The sequence below is a fragment of the Burkholderia territorii genome (assembly GCF_001718335.1).
Taxonomy (GTDB): domain Bacteria; phylum Pseudomonadota; class Gammaproteobacteria; order Burkholderiales; family Burkholderiaceae; genus Burkholderia; species Burkholderia territorii.
This window is the reverse complement of sequence record NZ_CP013366.1, coordinates 848,824-864,293: the sequence shown is the minus strand read 5'-3', so window position 1 is coordinate 864,293 and position 15,470 is coordinate 848,824. Positions and strand designations below refer to the sequence as shown.

Below are 15,470 nucleotides of genomic sequence, written 5' to 3'. Positions count from 1 at the left end.
CGACTCCTCAAGCGCGTTCCGCGTAGTTGGTTTCGACCCACTTGAGGTATTCGCCCGAGGCCACCTCATCGACCCACACCTGGTTGTCGAGATACCAGCGCACCGTTTTCGCGAGGCCGGTTTCGAACGTTTCGGCCGGCTTCCAGCCGAGTTCGCGCTCGAGCTTGCGTGCATCGATTGCATAACGGCGATCGTGGCCCGGACGGTCCGTCACATACGCGATTTGATCGCGATACGAACCGGCTGCCTTCGGGCGCGCCTGGTCCAGCAAATCGCACAACGTATGCACGACTTCGAGGTTCTTCTTCTCGTTCCACCCGCCGATGTTGTACGTCTCGCCGGGCACGCCGCGCGCGAGTACTTCACGAATCGCGCTGCAGTGATCGCCGACGTACAACCAGTCGCGCACGTTCTGTCCATCGCCATAGATGGGCAGCGGCTTGCCGGCGAGCGCGTTGGCGATCATCAGCGGAATGAGTTTCTCGGGGAACTGGTACGGGCCGTAGTTGTTCGAGCAGTTCGTGGTCAGCGTGGGCAGGCCGTACGTATGGTGGTAGGCGCGCACCAGATGATCGGAGCCGGCCTTGGTTGCCGAATACGGACTGTTGGGGGCATACGGCGTGTTTTCCGAGAACTGCGGATCGGTCGCCGACAGTGAGCCGAATACCTCATCGGTCGATACGTGCAGAAAGCGAAACGCCGATTTGTCCGCTTCACTCAGGCCGCTCCAGTATGTCCGCGCGGCCTCGAGCAGCGTGAAGGTTCCGACGACATTGGTCTGAACAAAGTCCGCCGGCCCGTGAATCGAGCGATCGACGTGACTTTCCGCCGCGAAGTGCACGAGTGCGCGAGGCTTGTATTGCGCGAACATTGCATCCAGCGCAGCGCGGTCGCAAATGTCGGCGCGTACGAACACGTGTTTCGGGTTCCCGTCCAGCGACTGCAGCGTGCGACGGTTGCCGGCGTAGGTCAACTTGTCGACGTTGAGCACGGCCTCGTCGGATTGACGCAGCCAGTCGAGTACAAAATTGGCGCCGATAAAACCCGCGCCACCCGTCACCAGGATCATGAGGCTCCCTCTAGTCATACGCGGCAGGCCTCAAGCACGAGCCGCCATCATTTCGAACAGCGACGGCATCAACGTACGCGTCGCTCAAGGCGGGAATTCTAACTTCTCACCGTGACCGTCAAAGTCATGAAATGCTAATTTTGTCGAGGAAGCGGCAATTATAGGAAGCAAGCCCCCCCAAAAGCCATGTTGCTAACAACTTGAAACAGTGCGCCGCGGTCGGCAGGACGAATGAAATCGCGTTTTAAATCAATACGTTAAACTGGCACAATGTCGCGGATGAGCGCGCGCTTTGCGCCGTCGCGCCTTCCTCCACCCGGTATCAAAACTTGTAACAACTGCCATGCCGCCTCCCCCCATCGCCATCGGCGACATCCAAGGCTGTCATTCAGCTTTCGAATCGCTGCTCGAAAAGCTTTCAGCCCCCGCCGACACCCCGCTCTGGATCGCCGGCGACATCGTCAACCGCGGGCCCGCCTCCCTAGCCGCACTGCGCGCGCTGGTCGACCTCGGCCCACGCGCCACCGTCGTGCTCGGCAATCACGATCTCCACCTGCTCGCGGTATCGGCCGGCATCCGCACGGAACGCCCGGGAGACACGATTGGCGAGATCCTCGACGCGCCCGACGCCGACGCCCTGCTCGACTGGGTGCGCCACCGCCCGTTCGCGCACTTCGAACACGGGATGCTGCTCGTCCACGCCGGCGTGTTGCCGCAATGGGACGCCACGCTCGCGCTGGAACTCGCGGACGAACTCCAGCGCGCGCTGCGCGCCCCGGACTGGCGCGACACGCTACAAGGGCTCTACGGCAACGAGCCGAACCAATGGAGTCCGAACCTCAAAAAACGCGACCGGATGCGCGTCGCATTCAACGCCTTCACGCGCCTGCGGTTCTGCACGCCCGACGGCGCGATGGAATTCAAGACGAACGGCGGCCCCGAAAGTGCGCCGCCGGGCTATCTGCCGTGGTTCGACGTACCGGGCCGCCGCACCGGGAACGTCACGATGGTGTTCGGCCACTGGGCCGCGCTCGGCCTGATGCTGCGCGACAACGTCGTCGCGCTCGATTCGGGGTGCGTATGGGGAAATCAGCTGTCGGCCGTGCGACTGACGGCCGACCCGGCACAGCGAACGGTCACGCAGGTGCGGTGCGAAGCGTGCCGCACACCGGGCGGCGAGTAGCACGCGCGCGACAGGCGCGGGCGCAATGAAGGATCAGCCCTCGCGTCCCGGCACCGGCTCGTCGGCCGCCGCATCGCCGGCCGCGCCGCCGCCGACTTCCGTTGCCGGATACGCATGTTTCTCCAGCGCCGCCAGCGCCTCGGGCGACGGCTTGCCGACCTTCGCCTGCAGCGTCTCGAGCGCGGTCGCGATCGCATCGCGCGCCGCCGCGGAAGTCGTGCGGCGGTCGCCGCCCGGCGCGATCGGCTCACAGACGTAAAGGTGCGCGACGAGCGGGCCGCCGCGCAGCACCATGTCGAGCGACATCCCGAGCGACAACTCGCCCGTGTAAGCCGGCGCGACCGACTGGCGCCCCTGCGCATCCTCGTACATCAGGCAGATCGGCTGCACCGCGCAGCCGGCCGACACCGCGGCCTGGAACAGGTTCGCGTGGAACGGCAGCAGCCCCTGCCCGTCCGACGTCGTGCCCTCCGGAAACACGCACATCACGCCGCCGTTGCGCAACCGCTCGGCCATCTCGTGCATGACCCGCATCGCCTCGGTGCGCTTCTCGCGCTGCAGGAACACGGTGTCGAGCTTCTCCGCCAGCCAGCCGACCACCGGCCATTGCCGCACCTCGGCCTTCGACACGAACGGCGTCGGCCGCCACGCGTTGACCGCGTAGATGTCGAGCCACGACACGTGGTTGCCGACAACGAGCGCTCCCGCGTCGAGGCGTGCGCCGTCGTTGTGCACGACGAGACGCATCCCGCAGATGCGCAGCATCTTGAGCGACCAGCGGCGCGTCAGCTCCGCGCGATGCGCGGGCGTGACATGCGAAAAGCGCAGCGCGACGATCGCCATGCCGCGCAACAGGTGAAAGACGAGACGCAGCTTGCGAAGAGCGGTCATGGCGAGGATCCGGCGTGGTTCAGTGGCGCTCGAAAGCGACCTGGCCCGCCACGAGCGTCGCGCGCACGCAGGCAGGCAGTTCGTAGCCGAGGAACGGCGAGTTGTGGCCCTGGCTCTTCAGCGCGCGCGGCTCGACGCGCCAGTGCGCGCGCGGGTCGAACACGCACAGATCGGCCGCGCCGCCTTCGGCGAGACGGCCTGCCGGCAACTGCAGCACGTCGGCCGGCGCCGCCGTGATGCGGCGCAGCGCCTGCGCGAGCGGCGTGTTGGTTTCATCGGCCCATTTCACCGTCAGCGACAGCAGCAGCTCGAGCCCGGTCGCGCCCGGCGTCGCTTCGGCGAACGGCAGCAGCTTCTCGTCGTCGTCGACCGGCGTGTGATCGGAACAGATCGCGTCGATCGTGCCGTCGGCGAGCGCCGCGCGGATCGCTTCGCGATCGCGCTCGCCGCGCAGCGGCGGGTCGAGCCGGAACTGCGAATCGAAGTAGCCGATGTCGACGTCGATCAGGTGCAGGTGGTTCACGCCGACGTCGCACGTCACGGGCAGCCCCTCGGCCTTCGCCGCGCGCACGAGCGCGAGGCCGGCCGCCGACGACAGCCGGGCGAGGTGCACGCGCGCGCCCGTCACGCGCATCAGTTCGAAGATCGTGTGCAGCGCGATCGTCTCGGCCGCGACCGGCACGCCGGACAGGCCGAGCCGCGACGCGAGCGCGCCGCTCGCGGCGACGCCGCCGCGGCCGATGAATGCGTCGAGCGGACGCAGCCACGTCGTGTAGCCGTAGGTGCTTGCGTACTGCAGCGCACGCAGCAGCACCTGCGTGTCGCGCACCGGCACGTTGGCGTGCGTGAAGCCGACGCAGCCCGATTCGGTCAGCGCGACCATCTCGGTGATCACTTCGCCCTTGAGGCCGACGGTGAGCGCGCCGAGCGGATGAACGTTGGCCTGGCGCAGGTTGCGGGCGCGGAACTTGAGCATCTCGACGAGGCCCGGCTCGTCGAGCACGGGATCGGTGTCCGGCGGGCACACGAGGGTCGTGACGCCGCCCGCGACGGCCGCGGCCATCTCGGACGCGAGCGTCGCCTTGTGCTCGTAGCCGGGCTCGCGCAGCCGCGCGCACAGGTCGACGAGGCCGGGTGCGACGATCAGGCCCGACGCATCGATCGTCCTGTCCGCGTTGAAACCGGCCGGCACGGCGCCGAGCGCGGCGATCTTGCCGTCCGCGACGAATACGTCGGCCTGCCGTTCGGTGCCGGCGACCGGATCGATCAGCGTGCCGCCTTGGATATGAATCTTCATGCGCTGTCTGTGAATGCGTTGATTGCGTGAATAAGGATGCGCGAGAGCGGGCTCAGTCGCTGTTGCCGGCGACGATGCCCATCACCGCCATCCGCACGGCGATGCCGAACGTGACCTGGTTGAGGATCACCGACTGCGGGCCGTCGGCGACCTGCGAGTCGATCTCGACGCCGCGGTTCATCGGGCCCGGGTGCATCACGATCGCGTCGGGCGCGGCAAGCGCGAGGCGCTCGGGCGTCAGCCCCCAGGTCTTGAAGTACTCCTGCGCGGACGGCAGCAGCGCGCCGCTCATCCGCTCGTTCTGCAGGCGCAGCATGATGATCACGTCGACGCCCTTGAGCCCTTCGTCGAGGTTGTGGAACACCTTTACGCCCATCTGCTCGAGGCCGCCGGGCAGCAGCGTGCGCGGGCCGATCGCGCGCACTTCGGGCACGCCGAGCGTGGTGAGCGCGTGGATGTCCGAGCGCGCGACGCGCGAATGCAGGATGTCCCCGACGATCGCCACGCGCAGCTTCGTGAAGTCGCGCTTGTAGTGACGAATCGTGTACATGTCGAGCAGGCCCTGCGTCGGGTGCGCATGCCGGCCGTCGCCGGCATTGATCACGTGCACGTGCGGCGCGCAGTGCTCGGCGATCAGGTACGGCGCGCCGCTCGATGCGTGGCGCACGACGAACAGGTCGGCATGCATCGCCGACAGGTTGTTGATCGTGTCGAGCAGCGACTCGCCCTTGCTCGTCGACGACGCGTTGATGTTCAGGTTCAGCACGTCGGCCGACAGGCGCGTGGCGGCGATCTCGAAGGTCGTGCGCGTGCGCGTCGAGTTCTCGAAGAACAGGTTGAACACCGACTTGCCGCGCAACAGCGGCACCTTCTTCACCTCGCGATCCGTCACGCTGACGAACTGCTCGGCCGTATCGAGGATATGGTTGACGATCGAGCGCGGCAGGCCCTCGATCGACAGCAGGTGTTTCAGCTCGCCGTTTTTCGTGAGCTGCGGGTTGCCCTTCAGGAAACCGTAGCGGAACCGTTCGGGGCTCGCGGCCGCAGCGGGATTGCCGGTGCGGCCAGTGGTGTCGGTGGTCATGGTGTGCGTGATTCCAACTATGCAAACGGGCCGCGGCGCGAACCGGCGGCCCGGGATACGATTTCGCGGCTCGGTCAGGCGCCGTGCGCCTCGATGCGCAGCGTGAGCTGCGCGGCTTCGTCGCGGGCGAGCACGAGCGTCGCATCGGCCGGCACGTCGAGCGTGCCGCCCGCGAAGCGCGCCGCGACCGGCAGCTCGCGGCCCCCGCGATCGGCGAGCACCGCAAGCTCGACGGCCGCCGGACGGCCGTAGTCGAACAGTTCGTTGAGCGCGGCGCGCACGGTGCGGCCGGTGTACAGCACATCGTCAACGAGCACGATGCGCGCGCCGTCGACCTCGAACGGCAGCGACGTCGGGCTCGCCTGGCTGTGCAGTCCCTTCTTCGCGTAGTCGTCGCGATGCAGCGCGACGTTCACGACGCCGAACGCCGGCGCGCCGAGATCGCGCGCAAGGCGCTCGGCGAGCCAGGCGCCGCCGCTGTGTATGCCGGCGAGCCGCGGCCCGCCCGGCTCGGCGAAGGCCGTGCCGTATGCATCGCGGATCTGCTCGAGCAGGACGCGGTAGAGCGCGTCGGCGTCAATGGAGCTCATGGTCGGACAATTGATCGAGATACTGTTGAAGGATCACGCGCGCGGCTTCGGCATCGAGCATCTCGGCGCGCGCGCGGCCGCGCACGTTGCGCTCGCGCATCCCGGCCTCGGCCTCGACCGACGAATAACGTTCGTCGACCCACGTGACGGGCAGCCCGAAACGGCCGTTCAACTGGTTGCCGAAACGCTTCGCCTGCTGCGTCATCTCGTGCGGCGTGCCGTCGGGATGCATGGGCAGCCCGACGACGAGCGCGTCCGGCCGCCATTCGGCCAGCAATTCGCCGACCGCCTTGAAGCGGTGCTCGCGGTTCAGGTTGGGAATCACGACGAGGGCGCGGGCCGAGCGCGTCAGCGCGTTGCCGATCGCGACGCCGATCCGCTTCTCGCCATAATCGAACGCCAGCAGCGTTGCATCGCGCGCGCTCGCGCCGCTCATGCGTGCCCTGCTTCGCCGGACAGCATCGACGAGCTGACGCCGAGCAGGCCGAGCGCGGCCTCGAAGCGCTCCTCGGCCGGCGTGTCGAACACGATGCGGGGATCGGCGGCCACGGTCAGCCAGCCGTTGCGGGAAATCTCTTCCTCGAGCTGCCCGGCGCCCCAGCCTGCATGGCCGAGCGTCAGCAGGAAACGTTTCGGGCCGGTGCCCGTCGCGACCGCCTCGAGCACGTCCTTCGACGTCGTCATCTCGAGCCCGCCCTCGACCGACATGGACGAGTTGTAGTTCGCGCCTTCGACCGGCTCGTGCAGTACGAAGCCGCGCTCGGTCTGGACCGGGCCGCCGAAGTACACGGGAATGTGCAGCAGCGGCTCGATGTCGAGCTTCAGGTCGATGCGGTTGAACAGCGATTCGAGGTCGATGTCGGTGGGACGATTGATGACGAGGCCGAGCGCACCGCGCTCGCTGTGATCGCAAAGATAGACCACCGTTCCCGAAAACGTCGGATCCGCCATGTTCGGCATGGCGATCAGGAACTGGTTGGTGAGATTGATGCGATCGGAAGGCTTTGACATGGTTTGAATTTTAGCAAAGACGCCGCGACCTGACCGGGCCGCGATCAACAAGCAACGCCGCGCGGCGCTGGCAACGACGCGCGCGGATCACACGGCACTCTAACACGCGCGCGGGTGCTGTCGGCAGCGTGTTGCGGCCCGCGCGACAAGGGCTGCCGCCAAGGTCGCGCCCGTTGCGCATCAGGCGCATCAGGCGCATCTGGCGCATCTGGCGCGGCCGAGCGCCGCGCCGAGCGCCCCGCACGCCGCGGTCAGGTCCGGCGGCGCCACGCCCGCGGCAATCTTCAGCAGCGCGGCACGCAGCATGTCGGATGCACGGGTGTGAGCGTCGAGCCCGCCGTCGGCGAGCGGCAGACCGTGCGCGGCGCGGCGCCACGCGAGCCCGAGCGTGTCGGCCAGCAGCGCCGCATGACCGAGCCCGAGCGCGCACGCAGCGGTGCCGACCCGGTAGGCCGCCGCGGATGCGCGCCATGCCGCCCCCGCATCGGCCGCAGCCGGATCGGCGGCCAGATCGGCCATCGACGCGTCGGCCGTCTGCAGGAAATCCTCATACGCATGCGCATTGACGGTCACGACCCCCAGCATGCGCGTGGGCGCCACGGCGACGGCATCGCGCTCGGCGCGCGCGGCGTCGGCTTCCCACAGCGCCTCGGACGCGGGCGTGCCGGCGACGTGCCAGTCCACGGTCAGCCCGTAGTCGTGCAGCACGTCGACGAGCGCGACGTCTTCCGCGGCTGCGCCGAACAGCGCGAAATCGCGCCACAGCAGCGCAACCGTCTCGCGCACGAGCGCCGGCGGTGCACTGCGCCTGCCTTGCGCGTGCTCGCCGAGCAGCAGGTTGGTTCGCGCGAGGAAACGCTTCAGTTCGGGCGCGGCGCTGGCGCGCAGCGCGCGCAGGCATGCGGCGGCGAGCCGCCAGAAGTCGTACGGCACGCCATCGGCCAGCGCGGTCAGGATCGCGTCGAGTTCGTCGAGCGTCGCGTCAGGCGCGCGTTGCGACGCACGCAGCACGCCGAGCAAAGCCTGCTCGTAGCGGGCGCGCGCGCGGCTTGCGAAGGCGTCGGGCAGCACGCGCAGCGTCGCCGGCGGGATCGCGCGCCCGACGAGCGCCAGCACGTCGAACGGCACGCTCGCGTGCAGGTCGGCCGCGCCTTGCGCGCGCAGCGCACGGAAATGGTCGAACAGGACGGGCGAGCAGGCCAGCTCGCGCAGATTGTGACGTCCGACCGCCGCGCGGAAATCGCGCAGCGCGGCGCGCCAGGTCGCGGAAGTCGGTTCGGCGGCGACGAGCGGCACCGCGGCCGCCAGCTGCCCCGCGAAACGCGCGGCCGGCAGCCAGCCGGCCTCCGCCAGCACGGCGGCAGCGGCCGACAGCGGTGCAGCCGCGTCGTCTCGGTGCGCGAATGCGTCGGCGGCCGCCGCGAGCCACGCGTCGGCCGCGCGCACGGCCCCGCCACGCGGGTTGGGCAGTGCGTCAGGGTGGGGAGGGTTCGCCGGATCGGACGTCATGGACACGCGCGCCTGTCATCGTCAAGTCGCTCGCGTCGGCCGCGGCGCGCAAGCGCCGGGCAATCGCGAGGCCGAAGCGGTGTGTCCGGGGGCCAAGGGTCCGGTCAGATCTGGACCATCTCGAAGTCTTCCTTGCGGGCGCCGCATTCGGGGCACGTCCAGTTGATCGGGACGTCTTCCCAGCGCGTGCCCGGGGCGATGCCCTCTTCGGGCAGCCCGGCTTCTTCGTCATAAATCCAGCCACAAATCAGGCACATCCAGCTCTTGTATTCCATCTTAAGCCGCGTCGGGAAAAGTCGGTAAATTCGGGAGCCATGATGGTACCGTGTCGGGGCCGGACTGCCTAGCAATCGCGCTGGAGTACGGCGACTACGTTGCGCTGCGCTAAAAATTCCGACGTGCGGGCCAAATTCCGCCGCATAATGGCTGAAAAGTGCGGCCTGCCGGGCAACACGGGGGCCAAATGCCCACTTCGCCTCGCCGTCCGCAGTTCTGTCGCTTCCCCGTTTTTTTCTTGCCCCATTTCTACATGTCCAGCAACGCCCCTCCGATCGTCCTCACCTTCGGCCTGTCCGATCCCACCGGCGGCTCCGGCCTCCAAGCCGATCTGATGACCCTGGCGAGCATGGGCTGTCACGGTGTGTCCGTCCTGACGGGCTACACCGTGCGGGACTCCGCCGCCTGCGACGAAGTGACCGGCCTCGATCCCGATGTCGTCGCCGCCCAGGCGCGCATGCTGCTCGAGGACATGCCGGTCGCGGCGTTCAAGATCGGCGCCGCGACGCGCGCGGAAGTCGTGAGCGCGATCGCGGAGGTGGTCGCCGACTACGACGGCGTGCCGCTCGTGCTCGCACCGGACTTCACGCTCGACGACGAGCACGTGCTTGCCGCCGACGACCTGCGCGAATCGATCGCCGACCTGCTCGCACCGCAGACGACGCTGCTGGTCGCCGACCACGCGACGCTGATCGCACTCGCGCAGCCGGACGGCGATGCCGAAGCGCCGAATCTCGATGCCGCCGTGTCGCACCTGCTGTCGCAGGGCTGCGAGTACATCCTGTCGTCGGAAACGGGCTCGCACCGGCTCGTCAATACGCTGTACGGCGAGGAAGGCCAGCTTCGCGAGGACATGTGGGATCGCTCGCCGCACCGGCTGATGGGCATCACCGACACGCTCGGCGCGGCGATCGCGGCGCTGCTCGCCAATGGCCAGGAACCGCCCGAAGCGGTGCGCGAGGCGCAGGAATACCTGTACCAGGCCGTGCGCGACGCGTTCCGGCCCGGCATGGGCGCATATCTGCCCGACCGGTTCTTCTGGGCACGCAGCAACGACGAGGAAGGCGGGCGTCCGGTGACGGAAAGCAGCAAGGCCTCGCCGCGGATCGCCCGGCACTGACGCGTGCGGGGCGGCCTCGCGCCGCCATTGCGCGCAAACTGCGCTCGCTTCGGGGCGGCATGACCGCCCCTTTTTACGTGCGCATAAAAAAAGACCCGCATCGCTGCGGGTCTTTTTCTTTGGCTGGAACGCGCATCGCTGCGCGCCCCGGACATCATCGACCGAAGTCGATTACATGTCCATGCCCATGCCGCCCATGCCGCCCGGCATGCCGCCCGGCATCGGTGCATCTTCCTTCGGCAGTTCTGCGACAGCTGCGTCCGTCGTCAGCAGCAGGCCTGCAACCGAAGCTGCGTTCTGCAGCGCGGTGCGCGTGACCTTGGTCGGGTCGACGACGCCGGCTTCAACCATGTCGACGTACTCGCCCGTTGCTGCGTTGTAGCCGTAGTTGCCCTTGCCTGCAGCAACTGCCGCCACCACGACGCTTGCTTCTTCGCCGCCGTTCGTGACGATCTGGCGCAGCGGCTCTTCCATTGCGCGCAGCACGATCTTGATGCCGGCGTTCTGGTCGGCGTTCGAGCCGGTCAGTTCGGCGATCGCGGTACGTGCACGGATCAGCGCAACGCCGCCGCCCGGGACGATGCCTTCTTCAACGGCAGCGCGGGTTGCGTGCAGCGCGTCTTCGACGCGTGCCTTCTTTTCCTTCATTTCGACTTCGGTCGCAGCACCGACCTTGATCACTGCAACGCCGCCGGCCAGCTTGGCCACGCGCTCTTGCAGCTTTTCACGGTCGTAGTCCGACGTCGCTTCTTCGATTTGCGTGCGGATTTGCTTGACGCGCGCTTCGATGTTCACGGCTTCGCCTGCGCCGTCGATGATCGTCGTGTTTTCCTTGCCCACTTCGATGCGCTTCGCCTGGCCCAGTTCTGCCAGCGTTGCCTTCTCGAGCGTCAGGCCGGTTTCTTCCGCGATGACTTGACCGCCGGTCAGGATCGCGATGTCTTCCAGCATGGCCTTGCGGCGATCGCCGAAGCCCGGCGCCTTGACCGCAACGGTCTTCAGGATGCCGCGGATGTTGTTGACGACCAGCGTTGCGAGCGCTTCGCCTTCGACGTCTTCAGCGATGATCAGCAGCGGACGGCCAGCCTTCGCGACTTGCTCGAGCACCGGCAGCAGATCGCGGATGTTCGACACCTTCTTGTCGTGCAGCAGCACGAACGGGTTTTCGAGGACGGCGACTTGCTTGTCCGGGTTGTTGATGAAGTACGGCGACAGGTAGCCGCGGTCGAACTGCATGCCTTCGACGACGTCGAGCTCGTCAGCCAGCGACTTGCCGTCTTCGACGGTGATCACGCCTTCCTTGCCGACCTTGTCCATCGCTTCAGCGATGCGATCGCCGATCGACGAGTCGCTGTTCGCCGAGATCGAGCCGACCTGTGCGATTTCCTTGTTCGTCGTGCACGGCTTGCTGATCTTCTTCAGCTCTTCGACAGCCGCTGCGACTGCCTTGTCGATGCCGCGCTTCAGGTCCATCGGGTTCATGCCCGATGCGACGTACTTCATGCCTTCGCGGACGATCGATTGCGCGAGGACGGTAGCCGTCGTCGTGCCGTCGCCTGCGTTGTCGCTGGTCTTGGAAGCAACTTCCTTGACCATTTGCGCGCCCATGTTCTGGAGCTTGTCCTTCAGCTCGATTTCCTTCGCGACCGACACACCGTCCTTGGTGACCGTCGGGCCGCCGAAGCTGCGCTCGAGCACGACGTTGCGGCCCTTCGGACCCAGCGTGACCTTGACTGCGTTGGCGAGAATGTTCACGCCTTCGACCATCTTCGAACGGGCGGAATCGCCGAATACGACGTCTTTAGCTGCCATCTTCTAACTCCTTGAATTCTCGAGAATATGTGCGGACAGTGGACGCTTACTTGGCGTTGACCACGGCCATGATGTCTTCTTCGCGCATGACCAGCAGTTCCTGGCCGTCGACCTTGACGGTCTGACCAGCGTACTTGCCGAACAGCACACGATCGCCGACCTTCACGTCGAGCGCGATCGGCGCGCCCTTGTCGTCGCGCTTGCCCGGGCCGATGGCCAGGACTTCGCCTTGATCCGGCTTCTCAGCTGCCGCGTCGGGAATCACGATGCCCGAGGCGGTCTTGGTTTCCTGATCCAGGCGCTTGACGATCACGCGATCGTGCAAAGGACGAAGGTTCATATTCACTCCTCTCTTGACTGAGATTGAAGAACGCTTAGGGAATCTGCCCGGCAGGTTGCCCGGCAGAGAATTGTTAGCACTCTCGTGCAGCGAGTGCTAATTATATGGACGGGTTTTGACAAATTCAAGAAGGGAAGCCGGAGGTTTTTTTGCGCGGCGACGAACGGCCAAAAGACGTGGGCAAATTGAAAAAATCCATTTAAAACAATTACATAACCATCCAGACCGAAGACTGCGAGCGACCGGGATACGGGATTTCCCGACCCCCGCCCCAATTTGACACGGGTCGAGCGCCGAGTTCCCGCGGTCGTCCGGCATCGCATGAAAACGCCTGCTGGGGCATCCGACCGGCCCAAACGCCCGCCGTGGAACGTCACATGTCCGGACAGCCCGCGACCGGCTGGAACGTCCGGCCGTCCGCCTCGACCGTCGCGCCCAGCAGACGCGCGAGGCCTTTCGCGCCTTCGCGCATCACGACGTCGTGATTCCACGCGAACAGCGGTCGCGCGACCGGCTCCAGCCAGTTCATCCAGCGCTCGCGCGTGCGGATGTGCCAGTCGTAGCGCACGACCGTGCGCGTGCCGTCGCCGGCGAACGACCAGCGGCCGTCGCCTTCGATCGCGCCGCTCGCGCGACCTTCGAGCACATGCGGGCGCTCGACGCGCAGCACGCGCATGTCGAAGGTCAGCCGGTACGGCAACGCGCCTTTCCATGTGTATCGCTGCAGCGCGCCGACGCCGCGTGCGTCGCCGCGCTCGAGCTCGACGGTCCGCACTGCACTCTTCCACCAGTCGGGCCAGCGATCGACCTGGTAGATCGCGTCCCAGACAGCCGCGAGCGGCGCGTCCACGCGCCACGTCGTCGAAAACCGGTATTCCGCCATGCTGCCTCCGGCGCGAATCAGAATCGGAATCAGGGCGCGAAAAAGCGGGCGGGAAACGCGACGTCGATCTCGACGTCGTCGAGCGTCACCGTTTCGAGCGGCGCGTCGTCGTCGTCCGCGAAGCTCACCACCTTCAGCGGAAAGCCGTCCTCGGTGTCCAGCCACAGACGATAGCGATGCACGCCGTCGACCACGTGCGCGGGCGCGCCCGTCACTGACACGCGCAGTGTGGTGTGCCCGCCGATCGTCTCCTGGCCTTCGGTCACGGTCACACCGCCCTGCTGCAGCGCATGCACGTTGCGCAGCAGCACGCCGACGTCCGAGCGGTCGACGCGATGCCCGCTGCGGTCGCGCAGCAGCGGATTGGACGGCGACAGCGTCAGCGCGGGCAGCGCATGCTCGCCGAACGGGCGCAGACGCACCTTGCCGTCGCCGGGGTCGTATGCGAGCACCGCGCCGTGATGCGGCGACACGAAGTCCATTCGGACGAAACCGGGTTTGCAGTACGCGTAGCGGAATTCGGCGTGCTCGCCGCTGCGCGCCGACGAGCGGATCGTCGCGCGGTACGACTGGACCTGGTCGAAATGCGTCTGAGCAATGGTCACGGGATCGGCTGTCATGCTCGCTCCTATCAGGCCGGCGGCCAGCAACGCGGCGATCACGGCGCCGCCTCGACGTCGAGCACACCTTCCATGCCGCGCTCGCGATGGCTGCGCAGGAACAGCAGCCGATGCGTGCAATAGTAGGCGAAGCGGCCGGGGGCGGTCGGCGTGAAGCGAAACGTGCGCGGCGTCGCGCCGAGCTCGGTATGCACCGCGATGCCGGCCTGCGGCGAGTCGATCTCGAAACTGTGCGGCACGACGCCCGATTCGGCCGACACGGTCAGCTCGACCGGCACCTGCGCGCGGACGATCACGTGATTCGGACGAAAGAAATAACTGCCGCCGACGATCGCCACCCGCTGCACGCCGTCGGCGTCGACCGGCACGCGCACCGGCGCATCGCCGTCCGCCCGCGCGGGCCCGGCGCCCGCCACGAGTGCAATCATCACCATCGCCGCCATCGTGTTCATCGTCGACTCCCTGCCGATGTCGCCGCGTCATCCCCTCCACGCGTCGGTCGGCCCGCCAAGCGCGCCGCATGCTTCGATCGCGAGCTCGCGCAGGCGTCGTTCGTCGGCACGTCCCGAGAGCGCAAAACCCATGCCGCGATCGGACCAGAAATACGTGTCGCGGCCGCCGGCCGATATCGCCCGGGGCGCAAAGCGCCGCGCATCGTAGGCGGTCATGTAGAGCGTCACGCGCTCGCCGTCCGCACGCTGGTACATCAGTTGCGCGGCCGGCCCCGCGTCGTCCGCCAACAGCCGGCCGCCCAGCAATGCATAGCCGTATTCGTCGAGCGACGGCGCGCGCACGGGCCGCCCGAGACGCGCGGACAGCCACGCGGCAAGGCGCGCCGGATCGCGCGCGTCGACCTCGACCGGATGCTCCCGGTCGGCCGCGTACACGGCGTACGCGACGGACGCGCGCGCGGCGAAGGCCGGCTCGGCGCCGAACGTCGTCCAGCCCGCGTGCAGCGCCACGCCGATCACGAGCCCGGCCGCCAGCCCCGCGAACGCATACGCGACGCCGCGCCAGCGCGGCGCGCGCCGCTGCACGAACAGCGCCGGCGTGGCGGCCGGCAGCGGGAACAGCGCTTGCAACGCGGCGCGCTGCGCGCCGTAATGCGCGAACCGGTCGGCTTCCCGCGGATCGGACGCCAGCCGTTCGAGCACCTCGCGGCGCTCCTGCCCGGACAGCTCGCCGTCGAGCAGCGCCGACAGCAGTTGCGCCGATGCGTCGGCATTGTCGTCCCGATCGTTCGAGGTTTTGCGCGGATCGTCGTCCATCATGTCTTCCCGATCACCCGTAACGCGGCCGCGCCACGCGCCGGCGGCTCGCCGGACAACAGCGCACGCATCTGTTCACGCGCGCGCGACAGGCGCGACATCACCGTCCCGACCGGCACGCCGAGCACCTGGGCGGCATCGCGGTAACTCAACTCCTCGAGCGCGACCAGCAGCAGCACCTCGCGCTGCTCGACGGGCAGCCGGTACAACGCGCGCTGCACGTCGCGCAGCAGCAGGCCGCCGATCTCGTCGGTCGGTGCGGCCATCGTCTGCCATGGCGCGGTCGCATCGTCGACCGCGATCTCGTGCCGTGCGCGCAATTGGTCGATGAAGCGGTGGCGCAGCAGCGTCAGCAGCCACGCACGCAGGTTGCCGCCGTCGCGCGGCGGCCGGTTCAGCGCGCGCTCGAGCGTGTCCTGCACGAGATCGTCCGCCCACGCCCGGTCGCCCGTCAGCGCGCGCGCATATCGCGTGAGATGCGGCAGCCACACCAGCAGGTCCGATTCGTAGCTCATCC

General features: G+C 67.6%; 18 protein-coding genes. 2 read left to right on the top strand and 16 right to left on the bottom strand.

The window, feature by feature from the left end; genetic code table 11:
* Nucleotides 1-7: 7 nt before the first annotated feature.
* Nucleotides 8-1,069 carry a dTDP-glucose 4,6-dehydratase gene (gene rfbB, locus WS51_RS14625; RefSeq protein WP_069229370.1) on the bottom strand — a complete coding sequence of 354 codons (1,062 nt, stop codon included), beginning with the start codon at nt 1,067-1,069 and terminating at the stop codon, nt 8-10.
* 343 nt (nt 1,070-1,412) lie between these two features.
* On the opposite strand from rfbB, the gene WS51_RS14620 reads away from it, so the two are divergent.
* On the top strand, nt 1,413-2,252 hold the full coding sequence (locus tag WS51_RS14620) for a symmetrical bis(5'-nucleosyl)-tetraphosphatase (RefSeq protein ID WP_069229369.1): 840 nt from the start codon (nt 1,413-1,415) through the stop codon (nt 2,250-2,252).
* A gap of 33 nt (nt 2,253-2,285) precedes the next feature.
* Here WS51_RS14620 and WS51_RS14615 read toward each other — a convergent pair whose 3' ends face one another.
* The 8 genes from WS51_RS14615 to WS51_RS14580 all read right to left on the bottom strand — a co-directional run bounded on the left by WS51_RS14615 (nt 2,286) and on the right by WS51_RS14580 (nt 8,909).
* The gene (locus WS51_RS14615) at nt 2,286-3,143 is read right to left on the bottom strand and encodes a lysophospholipid acyltransferase family protein (RefSeq protein ID WP_059448079.1); all 858 of its coding nucleotides are present in this window, start codon (nt 3,141-3,143) and stop codon (nt 2,286-2,288) included.
* A gap of 19 nt (nt 3,144-3,162) precedes the next feature.
* Nucleotides 3,163-4,440: a dihydroorotase gene (locus WS51_RS14610; protein WP_059466955.1), complete on the bottom strand. Its 1,278-nt coding sequence runs from the start codon at nt 4,438-4,440 to the stop codon at nt 3,163-3,165.
* A 52-nt stretch (nt 4,441-4,492) separates the two neighbouring features.
* Complete coding sequence (locus WS51_RS14605) at nt 4,493-5,524, bottom strand: aspartate carbamoyltransferase catalytic subunit (RefSeq protein WP_044846292.1); 1,032 nt, start codon at nt 5,522-5,524, stop codon at nt 4,493-4,495.
* 74 nt (nt 5,525-5,598) lie between these two features.
* Nucleotides 5,599-6,114: a bifunctional pyr operon transcriptional regulator/uracil phosphoribosyltransferase PyrR gene (gene pyrR / locus WS51_RS14600; protein WP_059448077.1), complete on the bottom strand. Its 516-nt coding sequence runs from the start codon at nt 6,112-6,114 to the stop codon at nt 5,599-5,601.
* Nucleotides 6,101-6,550, bottom strand: a complete 450-nt coding sequence (ruvX, locus tag WS51_RS14595; protein ID WP_059448076.1) for a Holliday junction resolvase RuvX — start codon at nt 6,548-6,550, stop codon at nt 6,101-6,103. Before ruvX ends, pyrR begins: the two co-directional genes overlap by 14 nt.
* The gene (locus WS51_RS14590; protein ID WP_006751106.1) at nt 6,547-7,125 is read right to left on the bottom strand and encodes a YqgE/AlgH family protein; all 579 of its coding nucleotides are present in this window, start codon (nt 7,123-7,125) and stop codon (nt 6,547-6,549) included. The genes ruvX and WS51_RS14590 overlap by 4 nt, the downstream gene beginning before the upstream one ends.
* Nucleotides 7,126-7,314: 189 nt before the next feature.
* A complete protein-coding gene (locus WS51_RS14585) occupies nt 7,315-8,634 on the bottom strand; it encodes a hypothetical protein (protein ID WP_069229368.1) in 1,320 nt (439 codons plus the stop codon).
* A 104-nt stretch (nt 8,635-8,738) separates the two neighbouring features.
* Nucleotides 8,739-8,909, bottom strand: coding sequence for a rubredoxin (locus WS51_RS14580; RefSeq protein ID WP_004186709.1), 171 nt, complete (start codon nt 8,907-8,909; stop codon nt 8,739-8,741).
* Nucleotides 8,910-9,163: 254 nt separating this feature from the next.
* Between WS51_RS14580 and WS51_RS14575 the strand changes: the two genes are divergently transcribed.
* Entirely contained in the window at nt 9,164-10,030 is an 867-nt protein-coding gene (locus WS51_RS14575) for a hydroxymethylpyrimidine/phosphomethylpyrimidine kinase (RefSeq protein ID WP_059448074.1), read from the top strand.
* 171 nt (nt 10,031-10,201) lie between these two features.
* On the opposite strand, the gene groL is transcribed toward WS51_RS14575, so the two are convergent.
* The 7 genes from groL to WS51_RS14540 form a co-directional block, all read right to left on the bottom strand.
* Entirely contained in the window at nt 10,202-11,842 is a 1,641-nt protein-coding gene (groL, locus tag WS51_RS14570) for a chaperonin GroEL (RefSeq protein ID WP_059448073.1), read from the bottom strand.
* 46 nt (nt 11,843-11,888) lie between these two features.
* Nucleotides 11,889-12,182, bottom strand: coding sequence for a co-chaperone GroES (gene groES / locus WS51_RS14565; RefSeq protein ID WP_004186661.1), 294 nt, complete (start codon nt 12,180-12,182; stop codon nt 11,889-11,891).
* 373 nt (nt 12,183-12,555) lie between these two features.
* Nucleotides 12,556-13,065, bottom strand: coding sequence for an SRPBCC family protein (locus WS51_RS14560; protein WP_059448072.1), 510 nt, complete (start codon nt 13,063-13,065; stop codon nt 12,556-12,558).
* A 29-nt stretch (nt 13,066-13,094) separates the two neighbouring features.
* Nucleotides 13,095-13,727, bottom strand: coding sequence for a LolA family protein (locus WS51_RS14555; RefSeq protein ID WP_069229367.1), 633 nt, complete (start codon nt 13,725-13,727; stop codon nt 13,095-13,097).
* Nucleotides 13,724-14,128: a cupredoxin domain-containing protein gene (locus WS51_RS14550; RefSeq protein ID WP_167358007.1), complete on the bottom strand. Its 405-nt coding sequence runs from the start codon at nt 14,126-14,128 to the stop codon at nt 13,724-13,726. Before WS51_RS14550 ends, WS51_RS14555 begins: the two co-directional genes overlap by 4 nt.
* Nucleotides 14,129-14,164: 36 nt before the next feature.
* The gene (locus WS51_RS14545) at nt 14,165-14,953 is read right to left on the bottom strand and encodes an anti-sigma factor family protein (protein WP_059507037.1); all 789 of its coding nucleotides are present in this window, start codon (nt 14,951-14,953) and stop codon (nt 14,165-14,167) included.
* Complete coding sequence (locus WS51_RS14540) at nt 14,953-15,468, bottom strand: sigma-70 family RNA polymerase sigma factor (protein ID WP_059507036.1); 516 nt, start codon at nt 15,466-15,468, stop codon at nt 14,953-14,955. Before WS51_RS14540 ends, WS51_RS14545 begins: the two co-directional genes overlap by 1 nt.
* Between the last annotated feature and the right edge of the window lie 2 nt (nt 15,469-15,470).

Excerpts from the sequence above, each read along its gene's own strand:
- rfbB (WP_069229370.1), bottom strand. The coding sequence starts at position 1,069 with ATGATCCTGGTGACGGGTGGCGCGGGTTTTATCGGCGCCAATTTTGTA.
- WS51_RS14620 (WP_069229369.1), top strand. The coding sequence starts at position 1,413 with ATGCCGCCTCCCCCCATCGCCATCGGCGACATCCAAGGCTGTCATTCA.
- WS51_RS14615 (WP_059448079.1), bottom strand. The coding sequence starts at position 3,143 with ATGACCGCTCTTCGCAAGCTGCGTCTCGTCTTTCACCTGTTGCGCGGC.
- WS51_RS14610 (WP_059466955.1), bottom strand. The coding sequence starts at position 4,440 with ATGAAGATTCATATCCAAGGCGGCACGCTGATCGATCCGGTCGCCGGC.
- WS51_RS14605 (WP_044846292.1), bottom strand. The coding sequence starts at position 5,524 with ATGACCACCGACACCACTGGCCGCACCGGCAATCCCGCTGCGGCCGCG.
- pyrR (WP_059448077.1), bottom strand. The coding sequence starts at position 6,114 with ATGAGCTCCATTGACGCCGACGCGCTCTACCGCGTCCTGCTCGAGCAG.
- ruvX (WP_059448076.1), bottom strand. The coding sequence starts at position 6,550 with ATGAGCGGCGCGAGCGCGCGCGATGCAACGCTGCTGGCGTTCGATTAT.
- WS51_RS14590 (WP_006751106.1), bottom strand. The coding sequence starts at position 7,125 with ATGTCAAAGCCTTCCGATCGCATCAATCTCACCAACCAGTTCCTGATC.
- WS51_RS14585 (WP_069229368.1), bottom strand. The coding sequence starts at position 8,634 with ATGACGTCCGATCCGGCGAACCCTCCCCACCCTGACGCACTGCCCAAC.
- WS51_RS14580 (WP_004186709.1), bottom strand. The coding sequence starts at position 8,909 with ATGGAATACAAGAGCTGGATGTGCCTGATTTGTGGCTGGATTTATGAC.
- WS51_RS14575 (WP_059448074.1), top strand. The coding sequence starts at position 9,164 with ATGTCCAGCAACGCCCCTCCGATCGTCCTCACCTTCGGCCTGTCCGAT.
- groL (WP_059448073.1), bottom strand. The coding sequence starts at position 11,842 with ATGGCAGCTAAAGACGTCGTATTCGGCGATTCCGCCCGTTCGAAGATG.
- groES (WP_004186661.1), bottom strand. The coding sequence starts at position 12,182 with ATGAACCTTCGTCCTTTGCACGATCGCGTGATCGTCAAGCGCCTGGAT.
- WS51_RS14560 (WP_059448072.1), bottom strand. The coding sequence starts at position 13,065 with ATGGCGGAATACCGGTTTTCGACGACGTGGCGCGTGGACGCGCCGCTC.
- WS51_RS14550 (WP_167358007.1), bottom strand. The coding sequence starts at position 14,128 with ATGGCGGCGATGGTGATGATTGCACTCGTGGCGGGCGCCGGGCCCGCG.
- WS51_RS14545 (WP_059507037.1), bottom strand. The coding sequence starts at position 14,953 with ATGGACGACGATCCGCGCAAAACCTCGAACGATCGGGACGACAATGCC.
- WS51_RS14540 (WP_059507036.1), bottom strand. The coding sequence starts at position 15,468 with ATGAGCTACGAATCGGACCTGCTGGTGTGGCTGCCGCATCTCACGCGA.